At 39.1% G+C, this 19,333-nt stretch carries 16 protein-coding genes; 10 read left to right on the top strand and 6 right to left on the bottom strand.

Annotated elements, in window-relative coordinates:
* Positions 1 to 10 precede the first annotated feature (10 nt).
* Together ACUNWD_RS05250 and ACUNWD_RS05245 are read right to left on the bottom strand one after the other, a co-directional pair.
* Entirely contained in the window at positions 11 to 643 is a 633-nt protein-coding gene (locus ACUNWD_RS05250; protein WP_445586728.1) for a hypothetical protein, read from the bottom strand.
* A 49-nt stretch (positions 644 to 692) separates the two neighbouring features.
* Positions 693 to 1,325 carry a hypothetical protein gene (locus ACUNWD_RS05245; protein ID WP_445586727.1) on the bottom strand — a complete coding sequence of 211 codons (633 nt, stop codon included), beginning with the start codon at positions 1,323 to 1,325 and terminating at the stop codon, positions 693 to 695.
* 173 nt (positions 1,326 to 1,498) lie between these two features.
* On the opposite strand from ACUNWD_RS05245, the gene ACUNWD_RS05240 reads away from it, so the two are divergent.
* The 3 genes from ACUNWD_RS05240 to ACUNWD_RS05230 all read left to right on the top strand — a co-directional run bounded on the left by ACUNWD_RS05240 (position 1,499) and on the right by ACUNWD_RS05230 (position 5,372).
* Entirely contained in the window at positions 1,499 to 3,208 is a 1,710-nt protein-coding gene (locus ACUNWD_RS05240) for a GH39 family glycosyl hydrolase (RefSeq protein WP_445586726.1), read from the top strand.
* A 93-nt stretch (positions 3,209 to 3,301) separates the two neighbouring features.
* Entirely contained in the window at positions 3,302 to 4,054 is a 753-nt protein-coding gene (locus ACUNWD_RS05235; RefSeq protein ID WP_445586725.1) for a hypothetical protein, read from the top strand.
* 13 nt (positions 4,055 to 4,067) lie between these two features.
* Positions 4,068 to 5,372 carry an LVIVD repeat-containing protein gene (locus tag ACUNWD_RS05230; protein WP_445586724.1) on the top strand — a complete coding sequence of 435 codons (1,305 nt, stop codon included), beginning with the start codon at positions 4,068 to 4,070 and terminating at the stop codon, positions 5,370 to 5,372.
* Positions 5,373 to 5,587: 215 nt separating this feature from the next.
* Here the strand turns inward: ACUNWD_RS05230 and ACUNWD_RS05225 are convergent, their stop codons facing one another.
* Positions 5,588 to 6,883 (bottom strand): hypothetical protein, encoded by a 1,296-nt coding sequence (locus ACUNWD_RS05225; protein WP_445586723.1) that lies wholly within the window; start codon positions 6,881 to 6,883, stop codon positions 5,588 to 5,590.
* A gap of 359 nt (positions 6,884 to 7,242) precedes the next feature.
* Here ACUNWD_RS05225 and ACUNWD_RS05220 point away from each other — a divergent pair, with 359 nt between their 5' ends.
* The 4 genes from ACUNWD_RS05220 (at position 7,243) to ACUNWD_RS05205 (ending at position 9,900) form a co-directional block, all read left to right on the top strand.
* Positions 7,243 to 7,632, top strand: coding sequence for a hypothetical protein (locus ACUNWD_RS05220; RefSeq protein ID WP_445586722.1), 390 nt, complete (start codon positions 7,243 to 7,245; stop codon positions 7,630 to 7,632).
* A gap of 465 nt (positions 7,633 to 8,097) precedes the next feature.
* Positions 8,098 to 8,610: a hypothetical protein gene (locus tag ACUNWD_RS05215; RefSeq protein ID WP_445586721.1), complete on the top strand. Its 513-nt coding sequence runs from the start codon at positions 8,098 to 8,100 to the stop codon at positions 8,608 to 8,610.
* 122 nt (positions 8,611 to 8,732) lie between these two features.
* Positions 8,733 to 9,197: a DUF2752 domain-containing protein gene (locus ACUNWD_RS05210; protein WP_445586720.1), complete on the top strand. Its 465-nt coding sequence runs from the start codon at positions 8,733 to 8,735 to the stop codon at positions 9,195 to 9,197.
* A 241-nt stretch (positions 9,198 to 9,438) separates the two neighbouring features.
* The gene (locus ACUNWD_RS05205) at positions 9,439 to 9,900 is read left to right on the top strand and encodes a hypothetical protein (protein WP_445586719.1); all 462 of its coding nucleotides are present in this window, start codon (positions 9,439 to 9,441) and stop codon (positions 9,898 to 9,900) included.
* Between the two features lie 83 nt (positions 9,901 to 9,983).
* On the opposite strand, the gene ACUNWD_RS05200 is transcribed toward ACUNWD_RS05205, so the two are convergent.
* The 3 genes from ACUNWD_RS05200 to ACUNWD_RS05190 are packed head-to-tail and all read right to left on the bottom strand — an operon-like array spanning position 9,984 to position 14,571.
* Complete coding sequence (locus ACUNWD_RS05200; RefSeq protein ID WP_445586718.1) at positions 9,984 to 10,958, bottom strand: glycoside hydrolase family 130 protein; 975 nt, start codon at positions 10,956 to 10,958, stop codon at positions 9,984 to 9,986.
* A gap of 31 nt (positions 10,959 to 10,989) precedes the next feature.
* Positions 10,990 to 12,294: an MFS transporter gene (locus tag ACUNWD_RS05195; RefSeq protein ID WP_445586717.1), complete on the bottom strand. Its 1,305-nt coding sequence runs from the start codon at positions 12,292 to 12,294 to the stop codon at positions 10,990 to 10,992.
* A 27-nt stretch (positions 12,295 to 12,321) separates the two neighbouring features.
* Complete coding sequence (locus ACUNWD_RS05190) at positions 12,322 to 14,571, bottom strand: GH92 family glycosyl hydrolase (RefSeq protein ID WP_445586716.1); 2,250 nt, start codon at positions 14,569 to 14,571, stop codon at positions 12,322 to 12,324.
* Positions 14,572 to 14,874: 303 nt separating this feature from the next.
* Here ACUNWD_RS05190 and ACUNWD_RS05185 point away from each other — a divergent pair, with 303 nt between their 5' ends.
* From ACUNWD_RS05185 to ACUNWD_RS05175, 3 genes are all read left to right on the top strand, one after another.
* The gene (locus ACUNWD_RS05185) at positions 14,875 to 15,813 is read left to right on the top strand and encodes a lytic transglycosylase domain-containing protein (RefSeq protein WP_445586715.1); all 939 of its coding nucleotides are present in this window, start codon (positions 14,875 to 14,877) and stop codon (positions 15,811 to 15,813) included.
* A 65-nt stretch (positions 15,814 to 15,878) separates the two neighbouring features.
* On the top strand, positions 15,879 to 18,704 hold the full coding sequence (gene uvrA / locus ACUNWD_RS05180; RefSeq protein ID WP_445586926.1) for an excinuclease ABC subunit UvrA: 2,826 nt from the start codon (positions 15,879 to 15,881) through the stop codon (positions 18,702 to 18,704).
* Between the two features lie 137 nt (positions 18,705 to 18,841).
* Positions 18,842 to 19,297 (top strand): GbsR/MarR family transcriptional regulator, encoded by a 456-nt coding sequence (locus ACUNWD_RS05175; protein WP_445586714.1) that lies wholly within the window; start codon positions 18,842 to 18,844, stop codon positions 19,295 to 19,297.
* Positions 19,298 to 19,333: the final 36 nt, after the last annotated feature.

Genomic DNA, 19,333 nt, shown 5'->3' with positions numbered 1-19,333 from the left:
CTTTGAAAAACTAATAACTGAACAGTGGCGCTTTGACTGACGGTGTTGGTTGATCGACTGTTCCCAAAATCGAAAATTCATCTTCTTCAATCACTACAAATTTACCTTCCCACGAAACTTTGTCCGTGTTTCTGGTACTGAGAATTTTATGCTCCTGATTATTACCGCCAATAATACTAATAATATGCGGACTCATGTTTTTGATCGAAAATGAAAATTCCTGATTGGTTTTTTCTGCTCCCATAAAATTTATGTGGAAAGGAACAGGTTTTTTCTTGTTTGAATTTGTTTCTTCCCAGTCCATTTCAAGTTTTATAACATTAACGGGGACAAATAATTTGTGATTATTCCCTTCGTCTACAATTATTAATTTGTATTCTCCAAAAGTATCAGGCACTTTAAAAAGAATTTTGTCTTCACCTTCAAGTATTGGTGCAGGTGAAAAGCTTCCTGTTTCAATATTCTGAAAACAAATGATTGTATTGGACATGTCTGCATCAAAAGGCCCGTTGATATAACACTCTGCATTGGCAATGAAATACGGCGGGACATTAAAAAGCAAGGCGTCTTTTTGTGGCGCTTGAGAAACTGAAAATTTAGATAGTCCAATTAAAATAACGAAGATTGACAGACGATAAAACATATTAAACTATTTAGATTTTATTGAATATACGTATTGGTTATTAATAATATTATTGATCATATGGATTTACTTTCTTAGTGGGACCAGGCTGGTCTAAAAATCCACGGATTAAAAAGTTTGAATGGTCAAATGCGACAAACTTTCCTTCCCAAAAAACTTCTTCAGATTGAGCAGTGCTTTTTATTTTGTGTTTCTGATAATTACCATCAATGATGCTGATTACGTGAGGGGTTTTATTCTCCACCTTAATTGAAAATTCTTCCTCCATCTTCTCAGCTCCAAGCAAATTCAATCTAAAATTTATTGGCTTATTTAGTTTATCATCCTCTACATCATACTCCAGGTCAAGCTTTACGACTTTAACAGGGATAAATAATTCAGAATTTGTTCCTTCATCCACTATTATTAATTCAAAATCTCCGTAAGTGTCAGGTACTGTGAATAAAATTTTGTTTTTGCTTTCAATAATTGGTGTGACTCTAAAACTCTCCGTCCTGTTATTTTCAAAGAGAATGACAGTGTTGGAGCCAATCGCATCAAAAGAACCAAGGACATAACATTCTGCTTTTGCAATAAAATAGGAAGGAATGGTAAAGGATTTTGATTCATTCTCATTCGTTTTAGAAAACGATAAGTTCGTCAATGTCAATACATAGAGCAGAAGGAATATTCGTTTAATCATTGTGTGAGGCTTAGCATTATTTCGATGCTATTATACAAATATTAGACCATATTATATATTTATGGAAATAGAAAGTGTAAGTGTTTTTTATAATATAATTGTATATTTAATGAGAACCTTTTCTAATGTGTTGAAATTGAAAGTTCTTTCGTTAACTATTTGAATAGTATGTTATGAATCCCAAAGTTTTATTTCTCTTATTCGTTTATCTTCTTATTCAGCCTTCGTATCTGGTTTTGGCCCAGGATGACAAAAATTCATCAATTGATTTACAAGTTAATTATAACAAACAGGTAGGTGTAATGGATCCTATTTGGGCTTTCTGGGGATACGACGAACCCAATTATACCTATATGAAAGATGGTAAGAAGTTGCTTACTGAGATTTCTCAATTAAGCCCGGTTCCTGTTTTTGTACGGGCTCATAGTTTATTGGTGACCGGTGAGGGTACTCATGCTTTAAAATGGGGATCCACCAATGCCTATACCGAGGATGAAAATGGAAATCCGGTGTACGACTGGACAATCATCGATAAAATATTTGATACATATATAGAAAGAGGGATGAAACCTTTGGCTCAAATTGGTTTTATGCCTAAAGCAATGTCGACAAAACCAGAACCATACAGGCATTACTGGAAACCGGGGGCACATTATGAAGAAATTTTTACGGGTTGGGCATATCCTCCAAAAGATTATGAGAAATGGGCCGAATTAGTCTATCAATGGGTGACACATTCTATTGAGAGATATGGCAAAAAAGAAGTGGAAAGCTGGTACTGGGAACTTTGGAATGAACCAGATATTGGCTATTGGAGGGGGACAACTGAAGAATACTTGAAGTTGTATGATTATACCGCAGATGCTGTTAAAAGAGCATTGCCCACGGCATTGATAGGCGGTCCTGAAACAACTGGCCCTGCAGGTTGGGATGGTGCAGAGGCATTTCTTCGTACGTTTCTGGATCACGTTTTAATGGGTACGAATTACGTAACCGGAGAAACTGGGTCACCGATTGATTTTATCTCCTTTCATGCAAAGGGAAGTCCAAAAGTGGTTGATGGGATCGTGCAAATGAATATGGGAAAGCAACTGCGTGACATTAGTTTGGGGTTTGAAGTTGTTGCATCTTATCCGGATTTGAAGGATTTACCAATTATCATTGGAGAGTCGGATCCTGAAGGTTGCGCAGCTTGTTCTGAGGCTGATTATCCGCACAATGCTTATCGCAATGGAACCATGTATTCGAGTTATACAGCTGCTTCTTTTTCCAAAAAATACCAGTTAGCTGATCATTTTGGAGTGAACCTGTTGGGCGCAGTAACCTGGGGATTTGAATTTGAAAATCAACCATGGTATGCCGGTTTTCGGGATATGGCCACGAATGGAGTTGATAAGCCTGTGCTAAACGTGTTCCGCATGTTTGGAATGATGAAAGGCAAGCGGGTAGAGGTGAATCAGGACAATGTTGAATATACTTTTTTACAAGTTCGAAATGAAAGTGTTCGCGGTGAAAATCCTGACATCAATGCGATTGCAGCAATAGACGATTGTTCAGCTACTGTGATGGTTTGGAATTATCATGACAAGAATGATTTAAATGTTCCAAACTCAAGTGTCAGCATTCAGGTTGAGGGAATTCCTGTTGGAAAGGCTCAAATTAGTCATTACCGGATTGATCAGGAGTATAGTAATTCATATGCGGTTTGGAAAGAAATGGGATCCCCTCAGAATCCAACAGTTGAGCAAATCGAGGAATTGGAACAGGCAGGGCAACTTCAGCTATATACTTCTCCGGAGTGGATTCACTTGGAAGATGGAAAAACAACATTAAAATTGGATATGCCCAGACAGGCTGTTTCATTATTTAAATTTACCTGGTAAAATTGTACATAAAATATTAATTGAATGGTTGCCCTTGCGCAACCATTTTTTATTACATGCATCTTGTATTTGTTAACCCCCTAAAGATGCTGTATGAAAAAAATCACTATCCTTTTGGCATTGGTGCTTGTTGTAGGAAGCAGCTTTGCTCAGAAAAATAAGAAACAAATTATCTACCTAAAAAATGGCTCGGTGATTAAAGGTAACCTTGCTCAGGTTGATGATCAAAAAGTAGCCATCAATTCCGGAAGGAATATCATTGTTATTAATGAAGCGGAGATTGATACTATCACTTCCAAATGGAAACCTGAATCGTTTGATGGAATAAAAGCGCCATATTTTATAAAAACAAGTATTGGAATATTGGCTGGAGGTTCCAATAATTCAAAACCAACGCCTTTTTCTTTTGACGCGTCATTTAATTATGGCATCTGCCCACAATGTTATGTAGGTGCTGGCTTGGGTGTTGATCTGCTTGAGGAATCATACTTGCCAGTATTTCTGAACCTGGAATATCATTTTCGCGAGTCACAGTTTACTCCTTTTGTTGGAATTCAAGGCGGTTATATGGTTCCGCTGGATGATCATGTTCGCACGCAAACCTATTATGATATGGCCCCGTGGATTTCCTATTGGCCGAACTATTACCAGGAAACTCTGGATAATAAGGGAGGCTATTTGATTAATCCGTCGTTTGGTTTTGTAAGCCAGGTCAATCAAAATCTCGGTATTTCCCTTTCTTTCGGATATCGATTTCACAAAGTTGGCTTTGAAGGCGACAATGAGTATGAGCTCGAACGTGAATACAACCGGTTGTCCATTCGGTTAGGAATCCTATTCAACTAAAAAACAGATCAACATGAAAAAGCATATCATATATAAAAGCTTAATCTTAATCGTAGTTCTTGCAGTTTCAGGATGTCAGGATAAACTTTATGAGAAATTTATGGCCAATTCGCCAATCTATATGTCCTATGAAGATTTACGGAGTGCCGTTAAAAAAGAAACTGCGAGGGATATTGAAAAACCCGGTAAAATTTATTTCAAGGATAATTACCTGTTTATTAATGAGCTGATGGAGGGAGTCCACGTGTTGGATGTCAGTGATCCGGCCAATCCCAACCATGTTGGATTTATTGAGATTCCTGGGAATGTGGACATTGCTATAAAGGAAAACGTTTTGTATGCCGATAGCTATGTGGATTTGGTGGCCATTGATGTATCTGATTTGGATAACATTCAGGAAGTGGGAAGAATTGAAGATATTTTCCCATATACAGTGCCTGAATACGATGAGGAATATCGATTGGCAGAGCTTGACGAAGACAAAGGGGTGGTTGTTGATTGGGAGGTGAAGAAAGTAGAGCAGGAGGTTGAGCAATACTACTACCCGGTCTATTATGCAAGAAGTTTTGCTGAAAATATTGCCATGGATGCTGCCAGTTTCACAACAAATACTTCCGGAGTAGGAGGTGGTTCAGGTACCACTTTTGGAGTTGGTGGATCGATGGCCCGTTTCGGTTTGTATAAAGATTACCTATACACGGTCGATGATTATAATTTGTACACCTTTGATATTTCAGATATAGAATCTCCATTAGATCTGGACTCAAAGAATATTGGCTGGAATGTGGAAACCATGTTTATCTATAACGATCATCTGTTTTTTGGGACCACTAGCGGCATGTTGATTTACAGTCTGGAGATTGAAAGGAATCCAACGTTTGTTAACCAATATAACCACATAACCAGTTGCGATCCGGTGGTGGTGCAAGACGATATTGCCTATGTTACCTTGCATGATGGTGGTTGGTGCGGTAGGTCCGTAAACAGGTTAGATGTGATTAAAATGAAAGATAATTATACGGAATTAGACCTACTGGCAAGCCATTCAATGGCCAATCCTCATGGTTTAGGAATTGACGGTGATATTCTATTTATTTGTGATGGCGATGCTGGTTTGAAAGTTTTTAACGCAGCCGATCCACTGACCATTTCCTCCAATAAGATTGCCGAATTTCCCGATATCAATGCGTATGATGTAATCCCGGTTGCTGATTACTTATTTATGATTGGCGAAGGAGGATTTTATTTGTATGATTATTCTGACTTGCAGAATATAAACTTACTCTCGACCATTCCCGTTTCAACGGTCGAAGACTAGTAGAGTTAGTTCTATGTATGCTGAGCGTTTCACCATTCGTGGAGCGCTCAGTCTTTTTTAGTGATGAATTCAACGATACAAGGAGATAAAAAAGAAACCCTCCGAAAGAACGAAGGGTTAACAGGAATCAGGAAAAGAGAAAACTTTGTCTTTAGGTTGCGGAAGTCTCTTCCGGTTATTTTTACAAGTTTTGGTTAGTGCATTATTATTAATCATCATTTGATTTCAATATCAATCGAATTATCCTTCATAATTTGTTCAAACGTCTGGAGGTTGTCTTCGTTGGTAAATACTTCATTATTGATCGCAATCTGATTAATCAATGAAGTTTTCGTAATAAGTATTGTAAGGGCAGCGGCAAGGTGCGATTCAGTAATGGTACAATGTCCGTATTCAACTACCGGAATTCCGGAATGCAACAGGCTTTTTCCATTTAAAAATACCTTAAGCCTGTAAAGCGGATTGTGCCAGAATGGAGTAATATGATCACCGGTAGTATGAATGGTAACCACAGGAATGCCAATATTTCCAGTAGTTTCATAAGCTGCAGCACTGGCAGATGCAGAAATACGTTGTACGGTACTATTCAACTTCCGATCATTATGCGATCCGGTATACCATGTGTTCGTATTGTCAAAAGGAACTCCTCCCATTCTACTGATCACATCATTTGTGAGCATGACATTAAACCGTAAGCATTCTATGGCAGCTTTTACCATAGCTGCAGGGTCATCATAATCTACCGTAACTTTGGCGCACTTCAGCAATTGTTCAAGTTTCACTAAATTATGGGAAAGAAGATCGATCAGTTCAGCTTGAAGAATTCCGTAGACCCATTTTTCCATAATAGCTGCATCAACATAAAGTGGTGTTCCAACGTCGATTTTTTTTTCAAAAAAGTAATTGAATAATACATGGAAATTTCCATTGTATTTAAGCTGATTTTGGAAACTGCCTATAGGCCCACAAATTGATATCGCTCCGTCAAACAAGTTGGGATGGCTTTCAATAGTCTTAATAGTAACCAGGCCACCTTCCGATGGTCCACCTAAAAACATGAAATCAGGTGGAAAATATTCCGGGTTATTGGTGAAAAAATTATTCACTTCAGTTACAAGGTCACAAACATCATCAACTGCATCAAGCACAACGAGTCCATTCGCTCGGTAACTGGTCGCAGCATAGCCCATTCCCATTTGTGAAAGTATTTCCTGAACCGGGCGTTCTCCAACATAGTCATTTGGCAAGGCTGGTGGTATGCCGGGCACCGGGTCAACCATTCCATGGGCGTAAAAGATCAGGTAGCGGAAGGGTTGTGCGTTCCACACAAGCATATCAGGTAATACGATTTCCCATTCCCCACCAGAATAACTGGCACTGTACTGTCCATCGATGATAGAAGCACTTTTTAGAGTTGTTACCTCCTCGTTCTCTATAATCAATTCCTCTTGCTGGCAAGAAGCAAATAATAGAAGAATAGCAGGTAACAATAAGGAGAGTATTTTCTTCATCACTTTTGAGTTTAAGGTTCAAAAGGGCATCAATAAGGGTTTTAAGTAGTCGGTTCTCAGTTTTCTGATAGTCCGTGGTAAGAGAATTAGTTCTTCCTGAACCTGCTTAATCTCTCTATATAAATTACGACTTATTTAGGTGATTTGCAATTGATTTCAGCGTTGTTTTTTTGTGATTGATGCAGAATCCGCGAGAAACCTCTGCCAATAGTGAGAATCATGAGATTGAATTTTTCCGGAGCATGGAAGGACAACTTAAGGGTATTAAATCCCTCATTAATTATTTTTTTGATTTTTGTTAAACAATTAAAAGTTGCACTTATCGTAATTTTGCTTCGTAACCCGAAAATCAATGTGTTATGATGCTAATCGGAATGAACTGGAAATTAATTACCCTGGGGATTTTGCTTTTATTGATTATTGCGATGGGGGTTGTTATTTATAAAACAGGAAAGCCATACAATCACTTTTCATTTGCCGTTCAAAAATTAGGCATCGTTGCATTTGTAGTTATAGCAACAGGTATTCTTATCAATTTTGGGAAGAACAGCTGTATACACACCACTCTTTGGGTTTTAATAACTACCTCGGGTGTGTCGATGGTTACGATCTTATTTTCAGGTGCCCTGCTAAGTTTAGACAAACTACAGAAAAGCATGCAAATCGCGCACAAAATTTCATCATTCACTTTTCTGCTATTTATAATCGGTACCTTTTTCCTCGTTTATAAATCTCAAATAGGTTATTAAACGAAGTAGTTATCAAATGATATCGAGGCTTTTTTTGATTTTTAGATCAATATCAAATGATAATAGTTCTACTTTTCGAATTTTGTCGCTTTAATCAAACTATAATTCCTTTCTTTTTTAGGAGAGCAGCAATTAGCATTTGATAATTGCTGCAATTCTTAGTTTAGTGATTAATTATCATATGATAATCTATTCATTTTTCATTTTCTTGACCAATGGTGTTTTGCCACGTGCTTCCTTTTTATAACCAATCCAAATTAGATAGACATAAATATTATTTCTGATCATTTTTGTAAATTGGGTGAGTTTAAAAAATAACAGTCCCCTATATCGTGGAAATAATAACATAATATAAAAGGTGCATCTTACATGCCAATATGGATGTATAACAACACCTTTTGAATAATATAAGAAAAATAACAACAGTGTTTATATACAATAGTTAGCCGTATATGTGAAATCAAGATGAACAACCGTTTTATATTTTACATTGTAATCATTTTTTCTTTCACATCCTGTCTGAAAAAAAATGTCAGAGAAAGAATAAGAGTCGAAAATTATGCGATTGGAGACACAATTGACCCAAAAGACTTTTTTTATAAAAATAAAATGGATTCTGCGGTATTAGTTGGAGAATGCATTTCAAAACCAGACCTAGACGTTTTTACTTGGTTTGATACTATTGTTTTGATTGTAAATTCAGTCAAAACGAAAACTGAATTTGATTCACTGAGCAATCAGAACACGTTAATATTGAATCAAAAACCGGTGGTCGAAACAGAGGAGTCTAATGGAAAGTTCAAAAGACTTTTATTTAAATGGAATGACAAAAAAACAGGGGATAGAATTTTAATGGAACACATAACTGATTCAATTGGAAATTTTAAAGGCTCAATTATTATTGAAAATGACAGATTTGTAAAGGAATTAATTCCTAATCAGGGCGAAACAGTTATTGATATTGCACCAGAAAAATAAGCATCTACGGCTAAGCAGTACATATTACAGGGCGGGGTTTGGTGGTTCGCCAACTGCGGATTCTCGCATCGCAGTTCCGTGTCCTTCGGACAGGAACGCTCTTCGAAATCCGCCCCGACAACATGTACCAACCGTTCGCTAAAAAAGGAAAACACGAAGAAATGGAAATAAGCATTATCCCCAGATTTTTAATTAGACGGATTTCTGACAATGATATTCAGCAGATAAATTGGAATATCTTGATTAGTACTATTCTCATTTTATTCAGCTTGATTTTCATAAACCTTAGCATGATGAATGCGATTCCACATTTCTGTTTAGTTGAGAGATTAATTGGAATACCTTGTCCTGTTTGCGGAGTATCGAGGAGTGTTTTGAGTTTATACGACTTTAAAATAATGGATTCTTTGAAATACAATCCCAATGGACTATTGATTGCAATAGCTTTTCTGACGCAAATACCGTTGAGAATGATTGCATTATTTGACGGGAAATATTATCCGATGATTGAGAAAATCTCTCGCTCCATGACACGATTACTATTAGTAACATTATTAACATATTGGTTTTATAAATTATTTATTTAAAAATTTAAGATTATGTCGAATTTATCATGTCCAAAGTGTAGTGAACTAACAAGAAGAGGCGGTTTTAAAGTCTGGCAGATTGTTGTTGCAATTTGTTTTTTTCCACTAGGTCTGTTAGCGCTACTCGCGGATAGAAACCCAACAACTTGTCAGAAATGCGGACACACATGGCAGGCTTAACGAGTAGAGCAGGAGAGTGTCTTATGACTTTTCACTCAATTTCATAACCTAAACAAACAACATGGAAAATATCGAAAACAATGCACCTGAGGAGGTGCTGATTTTTAATCCAAAGGAAATCAATGGATACCTAATGGAGACCTCAAAGTGGGCAAAATTTTTAGCCATTATGGGCTACATTGGAATGGGGATTTTGGTTTTAATTGCACTTGGTGTCATGGTTGCATCTTCAGTTGCCAGTCAATTTGCCAATACTGCTTTTCCAATCGGACTTTTAGGCTTTATTTACATATTGATGGCAGCGTTGTATTATTTCCCGGTCACCTATTTATATCGGTTTGCAACGCGTGTTAAGGAAGGTATAAATTCTCAGGTAGAACAATCCATCACATCTGGATTTGAAAATCTAAAGTCACTTTTTAAGTTCATGGGGATATTTACGATCGTAATCCTGTCTATTTATGTATTAGCACTTTTGCTAATCGTTCCAATAACCATGTATTTTACTACAAGAGGCATGTAGTTGCTGTAAATTAGAGGCTGTCCTAAAAGTCGAACAAGCAATGTTCTTGACTAATTTAGACTTTTAGTACAGCCTCCATTTTTTTACACACTTAGTGAATTCTTTTTAATGAAATCAATGATTTCTTCCTGGTACCCAAAAGCCATTCCAACAACGGTATCAGCAGCTCCATAATAGACAGCTACTTTTTCTCCATCGCTGAGAGCAGCACATGGAAAAATAACATTGGGGACATCCCCGGTCAGTTCGTTCATTTCGGCTGGAGCCAATAAGTACGGTTGTGTGCGGTATAGCACTTTGGATGGATCTTCGAGGTCGAGCAAGGCAGCCCCCATCGAATATCGAAATCCATTGCAGGTATTGATTACACCGTGGTAAAACTCCAGCCAGCCTTCATCTGTTTTAATAGGAACCGATCCGGCACCAATTTTGGTGCATTGCCAGGCACTGTCTTCAAAAGGAGCAACTTTCATTACACAGCGATGTTCTCCCCAGTATTTCATGTCCGGGCTGTAACTGATATAGATGTCGCCAAATGGAGTATGCCCGTTATCACTTGGGCGGCTTAACATGGCATATCGGCCATTAATTTTCTCAGGAAACAACACTCCATTACGGTTGAACGGCAAAAATGCGTTTTCACATTGATGAAAAGTTTTGAAGTCAAACGTATATGCGATCCCAATGGTTGGTCCATGATAACCATTACACCAGGTTACCCAATAACGGTCTTCAATAAATGTTACCCGTGGATCGTACTTATAGTCCGACTCTATCATGTCGGTATTTCCCGGAACCATTTCAATAGGTTCGTGGTTGATATCCCAGTTTATTCCATCCTTGCTAAATCCTGCAAAAATATTCATCTGAACAGCTTTGTTGTCACAACGGAAAACGCCGGCAAAACCATCCTCAAAAGGAACAACGGCACTATTGAAAATGCTATTGGAACTGGGAATCTGATAGCGGCCAATAACCGGGTTGGCAGAGTATCGCCACATGACTTCGCTTGAGCCAGCTGGTCTTTCTTCCCATGGAATGATAGCTTGATTAGTCATCGTTTTATTTTTATTTGTTGAAGTATATAAGTTATTCGTTATTATCTATCTCTTTGCTACGCGATTCGATATTGTCCGGGTGGGCAAAGGGAACTAACTTCGATGCAAAAAATGAAGGGATTGTTGCTCCCAACACGCAAATGAAAAATAGTTTGTATCCCAGCCAGTCGCTCAAAAAACCACTCAACATACTTGGGAGCATAAACCCCAGATTCATAATGCCGGTTGCAAATGCATAGTGGGCCATTTTGTATTTCCCGGGAGCCACCTGCTGCATCATAAACAACATTAGTCCTACAAAACCAAATCCATATACAAAGTACTCGACAATAACTGCCGAACCAATTAAATACAGATTGGATGGTCGAAAAATTGCCAGTAATGCATAAACCAAAAACTGGAAATTGAAGGTGCACACCAATATGAAAATCGATCTGCGCAATCCGCGGGACGCAATAAAATATCCAGCCAGTAAAGAGCCCAGTACAAATGCTCCGGAGCCAAATACGCCATAAAGCAATCCAATTTCAGAGGTGCTTAACCCGAGTCCACCTTCGACAATGGCTGCTTTGAAAAACAAGGGTGCTATTTTTACCGCAAAGCCTTCAGCAAAGCGATAAATAATGATGAATCCAATGTACCATCCGATATACTTTTTCTTGAAGAAAGTTTTGAGAACATCCCACAAAGTATGAAATCCTTGGGATAGCGAGTTAACGGTGCTGGTGGCTGCACCCCCCGATGGTAACATTCGGGTATGATAAAGCGCCAATATCACCATGATGGCTCCATAAGTCCCCATCACAATCATCCAGCCATGAAGGGCACCGACTGTTTCTTCCAAAACACCAGCAAGGTAAACAAGCCCTCCGGCAGTCAATATTTTTGCAATATTGTAGGACGCTCCCTGCCATCCAATATATTTTGCTTGCAGTTGCGAACTTAATACATTGAGGTAGACTCCATCCGTTGCAATATCATGGGTCGCCCCACTGAGTGCTACTACCGCCAGCAAGGCTATCGAATAGCTAAAAAAGTTATTGAGAGGGAGCGATAAGGCAACCAACGCAAAGGTAATTCCGGAAACCAACTGGGTAGCAACCACAAAATGTTTTTTGGTCTTGAACATTTCCAAGATCGGACTCCATAAAGGTTTTAAGGTCCAGGGTAAAATGATGAGTGAAGTCCAGAATGCAATCATTGAATCGCTGATGTCAAGACTTTCGTACATCAGCACTGATGCCTGGTTGATTGCCGCAAAAGGAAGTCCCATTGCAAAATAAACAGTCGGTATCCAAACTGCCGGATGAAGAGATTTAGTTCGTTTTGAACGCATGATGGTTAGTGTTTCTTGGTCTGATTTTTACTTCTCAATTTCCAACATACCACCGGAAACAAGTTCTTTGTGATTGATGAAATATGAGTTTATATTTTTGCTGTCTTTACTTATTTTTTTGATGAATTTACCTGTCCCCTTTTTGCGGATAATGAGTTCTTTACCCGAATAAAAGTTCTGATCCAGTTGAATGGTCACTTCGTCAAAAACTGGTTGAGCAATGGCATAATCCATATTCCCGGGGCATACAGGATAAAATCCCATCATGCTATAAACAGCCCATGCTGAAAGAGTTCCACAGTCATCATTTCCGGGGATTCCTCCCGGCTGGTTTAGGTAATGGTTATCCAATATTTGTTTTACTTCCGTTTGAGTTCGCCATTCTTCACCTTTTATGTAATTGAATAGCCAGGGATAATGGATATCTGGTTCATTGGCGACATCGTAATGCCCTTCATCAAAAATAGTTTGAAGCTGTCTGATGAAATTTTTATTACCACCCAATAACTTCTTCAATCCTAAAATATCATGGGGAACACAAAAGGTATATTGGTAGGCATTACCCTCGTGGAAGCCCGGACTTGGTTCAAAATTTTCCCCTTGCTTTGGATCAAAGTCCTTGTAAAAAGAACCATCTGCCATTCGTGGACGAATCATCTGAAAATCTTCTTTGTCAAAGTATTCCTTATAGCGAAGTGATTGTTTTTGAAACCGTTCGTAATCGCTGTCTCTACCTAATGTTTTTGCGATTTGTGCAAGGTTCCAGTCAGCAATGTAGTATTCCAAAGCATGCGAAACTGAATTGTCAAAAGGTTTGGTATAAGGGATGTAACCTTTTTCGAGGTAATCATCAATATCAGGGCGCAGTTTATTATTGCTCCCTTCTGTTGTTGCCGATTTGTACATGGCTTCATAAGCAGATTCAATATCAAAATCGGTTAACCCACGCAAATAGGTGTCTGTAATCACGGCGATCGAAGGATCACCTTCCATGACATGGGTTTCAGTGCTATTGAGTTCCCATTTTGGCAACCAGCCACTTTCCTTGTGCATGGCAATCATCGAGCGAACCATATCCAGTTGTTGTTCCGGATATATCAGACTCATTAGTGGATGAAAATTGCGATAGGTATCCCACAGCGAAAACGTCGTATAGCGATCACCTTCTTTTACTTCTCCCACACCATATGATTCCATTAGGGGATATTGGCCATTTACATCGTTGATGATATTGGGGTGGATTTGCATATGGTACAGAGCAGTGTAAAACACCGTCTTCTGATCGTCGGTTCCACCTTTTACGGAAATTCGGGAGAGAGTCTCCTTCCATTTTTTTTGAGCAGCAGCATGAGTTTCATCAAAATTAAATCCTGGCATTTCGACATCCATATTTTGTCGCGCATTTTCAATGCTTACATATGAAACAGCCACTTTTACAAGAATTTCTTCATCTTTTAGGGTGTTGAATGTCAGGTAGGCTCCAATACTGTCTCCGGATAGTTGAGTCTGAAATTCGGGATAAAATTTGAATTCGCCGCTGGTTGCAGACCATGCAGCCTCGGCTTTCATCTTCGGCATCTTTTTCCATGCTCCAAATGTAGTTGCAGGCTTACTGAATCTAGCCACAAAATATACAGGACGCTCGGTTCTGTCATTATAGCAAAATGTTCCGGTCATTCTCCATCCCTCAATTTCCTGGTTATTCACTATTCGAAGCGAGGCACCACTTTCATTGGTTAACCCCGTTCCTAAATCCAGAAGAATATTAGATTGACCTTCGGGAAACTTAAACTTGCTTAATCCAACCCTCGCACTTGCTGTTACTTCTGTTGAAATTGAATACTTATCAAGGAAATTGCTATAGTAACCCGGTGATGCTTTCTGCTTTGACATTAATGATCCGTAATCTGTATTGCTTGCGCTAACTGGCCCGGTTGTTGGAATTAGTATGATCACTCCAAGTTCAGGGCATCCTACTCCGCTGAGGTTAACATGGGAATAACCTGTGAAATAATGGTTGTCCCACGAATAAGGTGTAGACCACCACCGGCTGTCTTTATCCCATTTATTATCAGTAGAGCCGCTAACATTGAACGGAACAACGGAAACCATTCCTTGCGGAACAATAGCCCCCGGATTGGTCGTTCCAAAATTAGTGCTTCCAATAAAGGGATTTACCCAGTCCGTAGGATCAATTTTCTGACAAAAAGTATTATATATATTACCAAAAGCTATGGCAATGGTCAAAATCACTATTCTAAATTGTTTATTCAGCATGTTCGTTAAATCTGATATTTTTGAATCGTAAAGGTAAATATTTCACTATTTATCAAGCTGTAAATGTTGAGTCTGAAATAATAAATAATCCAACTATCGTTATCTGCAGAGTGAAATTTAACGACCAAATTGTATAGACTATCTGTAAAATCGTTGCTCTTCCAATCTTGCTGGTTGATGAAATCCTTTCATACTATACGTTCTTGGCTACATATTTACTTAATTGTTTTTTTACGATTAATTCTCTTGAAAGCCAATAACAAAACCACTATTTTTGCTGTTTAATTTTGTTGAGGAGGAAATATGAAACGAATTGCAGGGAGGCTGTTTATCACCCTTTTTTTAATAGTAATCTTATTTGTTGGCTATCATTTTCTGGAATCATCGATGATTCCTCATTTAGAAGGTCACGAACAAGATCCAACTGAAATATATTATGAAGCGATAGAATTGCCCGATAGTTTGTTTTTTGCGGGTGAGCGAGTCCCTCTGGAATATTTCGATGTAAAGGAAAATCTGGATCGGGAGATGTTGGTCAACTCGTATTTTCATTCACAAACCATTCGATTTATCAAAATGGCTCCACGTTTTTTCTCTATCATCGAGCCTATTTTAAAGGCAGATAGTATTCCTGAAGATTTTAAATATTTGGCTTTGGCTGAAAGTGGTTTCGATCCGCGGGCGGTTTCCCCGGCGGGTGCTGTAGGCTTTTGGCAATTCATGAAAGGTACTGCCCGTGACTATGGTTTGGAGGTGAATGATGAGGTTGATGAGCGTTATCATATTGAGAAAGCTACTCAAGCCGCCTGTTCCTATTTGCATGAGTCGTATGAGAAATATGGTAGTTGGACAATGGTTGCCGCTTCATATAATGCCGGGCGAAACTTTGTTGGTCGTCAGATTGAACGTCAGCAGGAGAACAACTATTACGACTTGTTGTTAGGGGAGGAAACAAGCCGGTACGTGTTCCGGATTATTTCATTGAAGTTAATTCTGGAGAGTCCCCAAAATTATGGTTTTAATATTTCTGAAGATGAGTTGTATCCAATTTGGAAAACTACTTTGGTAACAATTAAAAGCCCGGTTACAAACTTTGCTGATTTTGCCAAAGAACATGGAACCAATTATAAAATTTTGAAGTTGTTAAATCCATGGTTGCGGGAGACCAGCCTGACCAATAGTTTGGGGAAAACCTATGAGATTAAATTGCCCGCTGAAGGGTTTCGCACAAACACAAATTGATTTACATGCAGAAAACTGATATTACAGCGATTGACGATGAGCTGATCGAAAATGAAGAGAAAGTAATGGTGTACGGTGCCCGTGTGCACAATCTGCAAAATATCAATGTGGAAATTCCCCGTAATAAGCTCACAGTGATTACTGGCTTAAGTGGAAGTGGAAAATCTTCATTGGCTTTTGATACCATTTATGCGGAGGGACAACGTCGTTATATTGAAACTTTTTCTGCTTATGCCCGATCTTTTTTGGGAAATATGGAGCGCCCGGATGTGGACAAAATCACTGGGTTGAGTCCGGTGATTTCAATTGAGCAAAAAACTACTAATAAGAATCCGCGCTCAACAGTTGGCACAGTCACCGAAATTTATGACTTCCTGCGATTGTTGTATGCCCGCGCTGGTGAGGCGTTTTCTTACGAAACAGGTGAGAAAATGGTGAAATACACCGATGAGCAGATTTTGAAGCTCATTCAGGAGCATTTTGCAGGTAAACGCATATTAGTGATGGCTCCCGTGGTTCGTGGTCGGAAAGGACATTACCGTGAGTTGTTTGAGCAAATTCGAAAAAAAGGGTTTCTGTATGCTCGAATTGATGGCGAAGTGCAGGAATTGAAATACAACATGCGAGTCGATCGTTATAAAAATCACTTTATTGAGATTGTAGTGGATCGCCTGGTTGCAGATGATGACAGCAAAAAGCGTTTGAAGGAATCCGTTCAGATGGCGATGAAACACGGACATGGCATAACACTCGTCATGGAAAATGAAACGGACAATTTGAAATATTACAGCCGTCAGTTGATGTGCCCAACCACGGGCATTTCATACAATGAACCGGCACCTCACAATTTTTCATTTAACTCACCACAGGGGGCTTGTCCAAAATGTAATGGTTTGGGGCAGGTAGCCGAAATTGATTTGGAAAAAATCATTCCCGATCCGAATTTAAGTATTGCCAAAGGGGGGATCGCACCTCTTGGAACACAGAAAAACACACTCATTTTTTGGCAGATTGAATCCTTGGGAGAGAAGTACGGTTTCACGCTAAAAAGTCCGGTGAAAGATATTCCGGAAGATGGTTTGAATGCAGTATTGTTTGGAACCAATGAGCGTATTCAGTTAAAAAATTCGCCCTTGGGGAGTTCAGTCAATTACATGATGACTTACGAAGGGGTGGTGAAATATATCGATAGTCAGCGTGATGATAATCCATCCAAGAAAGCACAGAAATGGGCAAACCAGTTTATTAAGGAAAAAGCTTGTCCTGAATGTGGTGGTTCCCGTTTGAAAAAGGAGTCCTTATATTTTAAAATTGACAACAAAAATATTTCTGAGTTGGCGCAAATGGATATCCGTGAGTTGGATACCTGGTTTCAGGGATTGGAAGATCGTATTACTGACCGCCAGCGAAAAATTGGAACAGAGGTGATTAAAGAAATTCGAGACCGCATTAGCTTTTTAATGGATGTGGGCTTGGAGTATTTATCGCTTGATCGGACTTCGCGAACCCTCTCTGGTGGTGAAAGCCAGCGAATTCGTCTGGCAACGCAAATTGGCTCGCAGCTCGTGAATGTCCTTTACATTCTGGATGAACCGAGTATTGGTTTGCATCATCGGGATAATTTGCGGTTGATCAATTCGCTTGAGCAACTCCGCGACACTGGTAATTCAGTGATTGTGGTTGAGCACGATAAAGATATGATGTTGGCAGCTGATTATGTGGTGGATATGGGACCGCACGCTGGGAGGCACGGCGGAGAAGTAGTTGCAATTGGTAGTCCTGAGGATATTTTAAAAGCAAATACACTTACCTCAAAGTACCTAAGTGGGGAGGCTGAAATTGCCGTCCCTGAGAATCGAAGGGATGGAAACGAACAATCTCTAAAGTTGAGAGGTTGCACGGGACATAATTTGAAAAATGTGAATGCTGAATTTCCTCTTGGAAAGTTAATTTGCATAACAGGAGTGTCAGGTAGTGGGAAATCAAGCCTGATTAACGGGACATTGCAACCCATTTTGAGTCAGCATTTTTATAAATCGGTAAAAGACCCACTTCCGTATAAAAAGATAGAAGGTTTGGAGAATCTGGACAAGGTGGTGCAAGTTGACCAGTCACCACTTGGACGAACTCCCCGATCAAATCCGGTAACCTATACGGGTGTATTCTCCGATATCCGCGCATTATTTACGCAACTTCCCGAAGCTAAAATCCGAGGTTATAAGCCAGGGCGTTTTTCTTTCAATGTAAAAGGCGGAAGGTGTGAAGAATGTCAGGGAGGTGGTTTGAAACTAATTGAGATGAATTTCCTTCCAGATGTGTATGTACACTGTGACAGTTGCAATGGGAAGAGATACAATCGGGAAACGCTGGAGGTTCGGTACAAAGGTAAATCCATAAGTGATGTCTTGGATATGACTATCAATCAGGGTGTGGAATTCTTTGAGCATATGCCGTCCATTGTTCATAAATTGAAAACCTTGCAAGATGTTGGTTTGGGCTACATCACACTTGGACAGTCCTCAACCACGCTTTCAGGAGGGGAGTCGCAGCGAGTGAAATTAGCCACGGAACTTTCGAAGCGCGACACTGGGAAAACGCTGTATATTTTGGATGAACCCACAACTGGACTTCATTTTGAAGATATTCGTGTATTGCTAGAGGTTGTTAACAAACTGGTGGATCGGGGAAATACGGTAATTGTAATCGAACACAACATGGATGTGATTAAGGTCGCTGATCATGTAATTGACTTGGGGCCAGAAGGAGGAAAAGGTGGAGGCGAAATTTTGTGTGCCGGAACTCCGGAAACAGTCAGTAAAAACAAGAAGTCATACACTGCCAAGTTTTTGAAGATGGAACTTGCCCAATTGAAAAGCAGGGCTGAAAACTAAGACATTGATTCAACCTGATGTTTTAACCTTTGTCGAAGATTGATTATTGAAGAGGGGTATTCTGAAAATTTGTTCAATTCTTTTTTTTCGGCAGCCAAAGAACTTTGTTATATTTAGTGCCTATTAAGCTTGTTAAAATGGATAACGAAGAGCGGTTAGCAAAGCAAAAAAGACTGATAGAGGAAATTGGATGGTTCTATGATAAGGAAGGTCTTCAGCCTATTGCTGGCAGAATAATGGGACTTTTGATGGTCATGGATCAGGAACGATTCACCTTTGATGAAATCGTTGAACATCTGAATATTAGCAAAAGTTCGGCAAGTACGGCTCTTCGAAATCTCGAAATTCTTGGTAGCATTGAGTATGTTACACTCCCCGGCGACCGCAAAAGATATTTCCAAATAAAAAGAAAGAATGCTTTAAACTTAGTTGATGACTTTGAGCGAAAAATGTTGCACGCAAAGGACTTTTTTAGTCAAGTTGTTGAATTGAAGGCAGATAAAAATTCGCAAAATGCTTTGTTTCTTACTGATATGCTCGGTCTTATTGATTTTCTTTTAGAGAAAATTCGTACATGTAGATCTGAATCTTAACCCAAAACATATATTTTTTATTTTTACGGTTCGGAA

This window comes from Sunxiuqinia sp. A32, assembly GCF_052690465.1.
The sequence above is the reverse complement of the archived record's forward strand: the minus strand, read 5'-3'. Positions and strand labels throughout refer to the sequence as shown.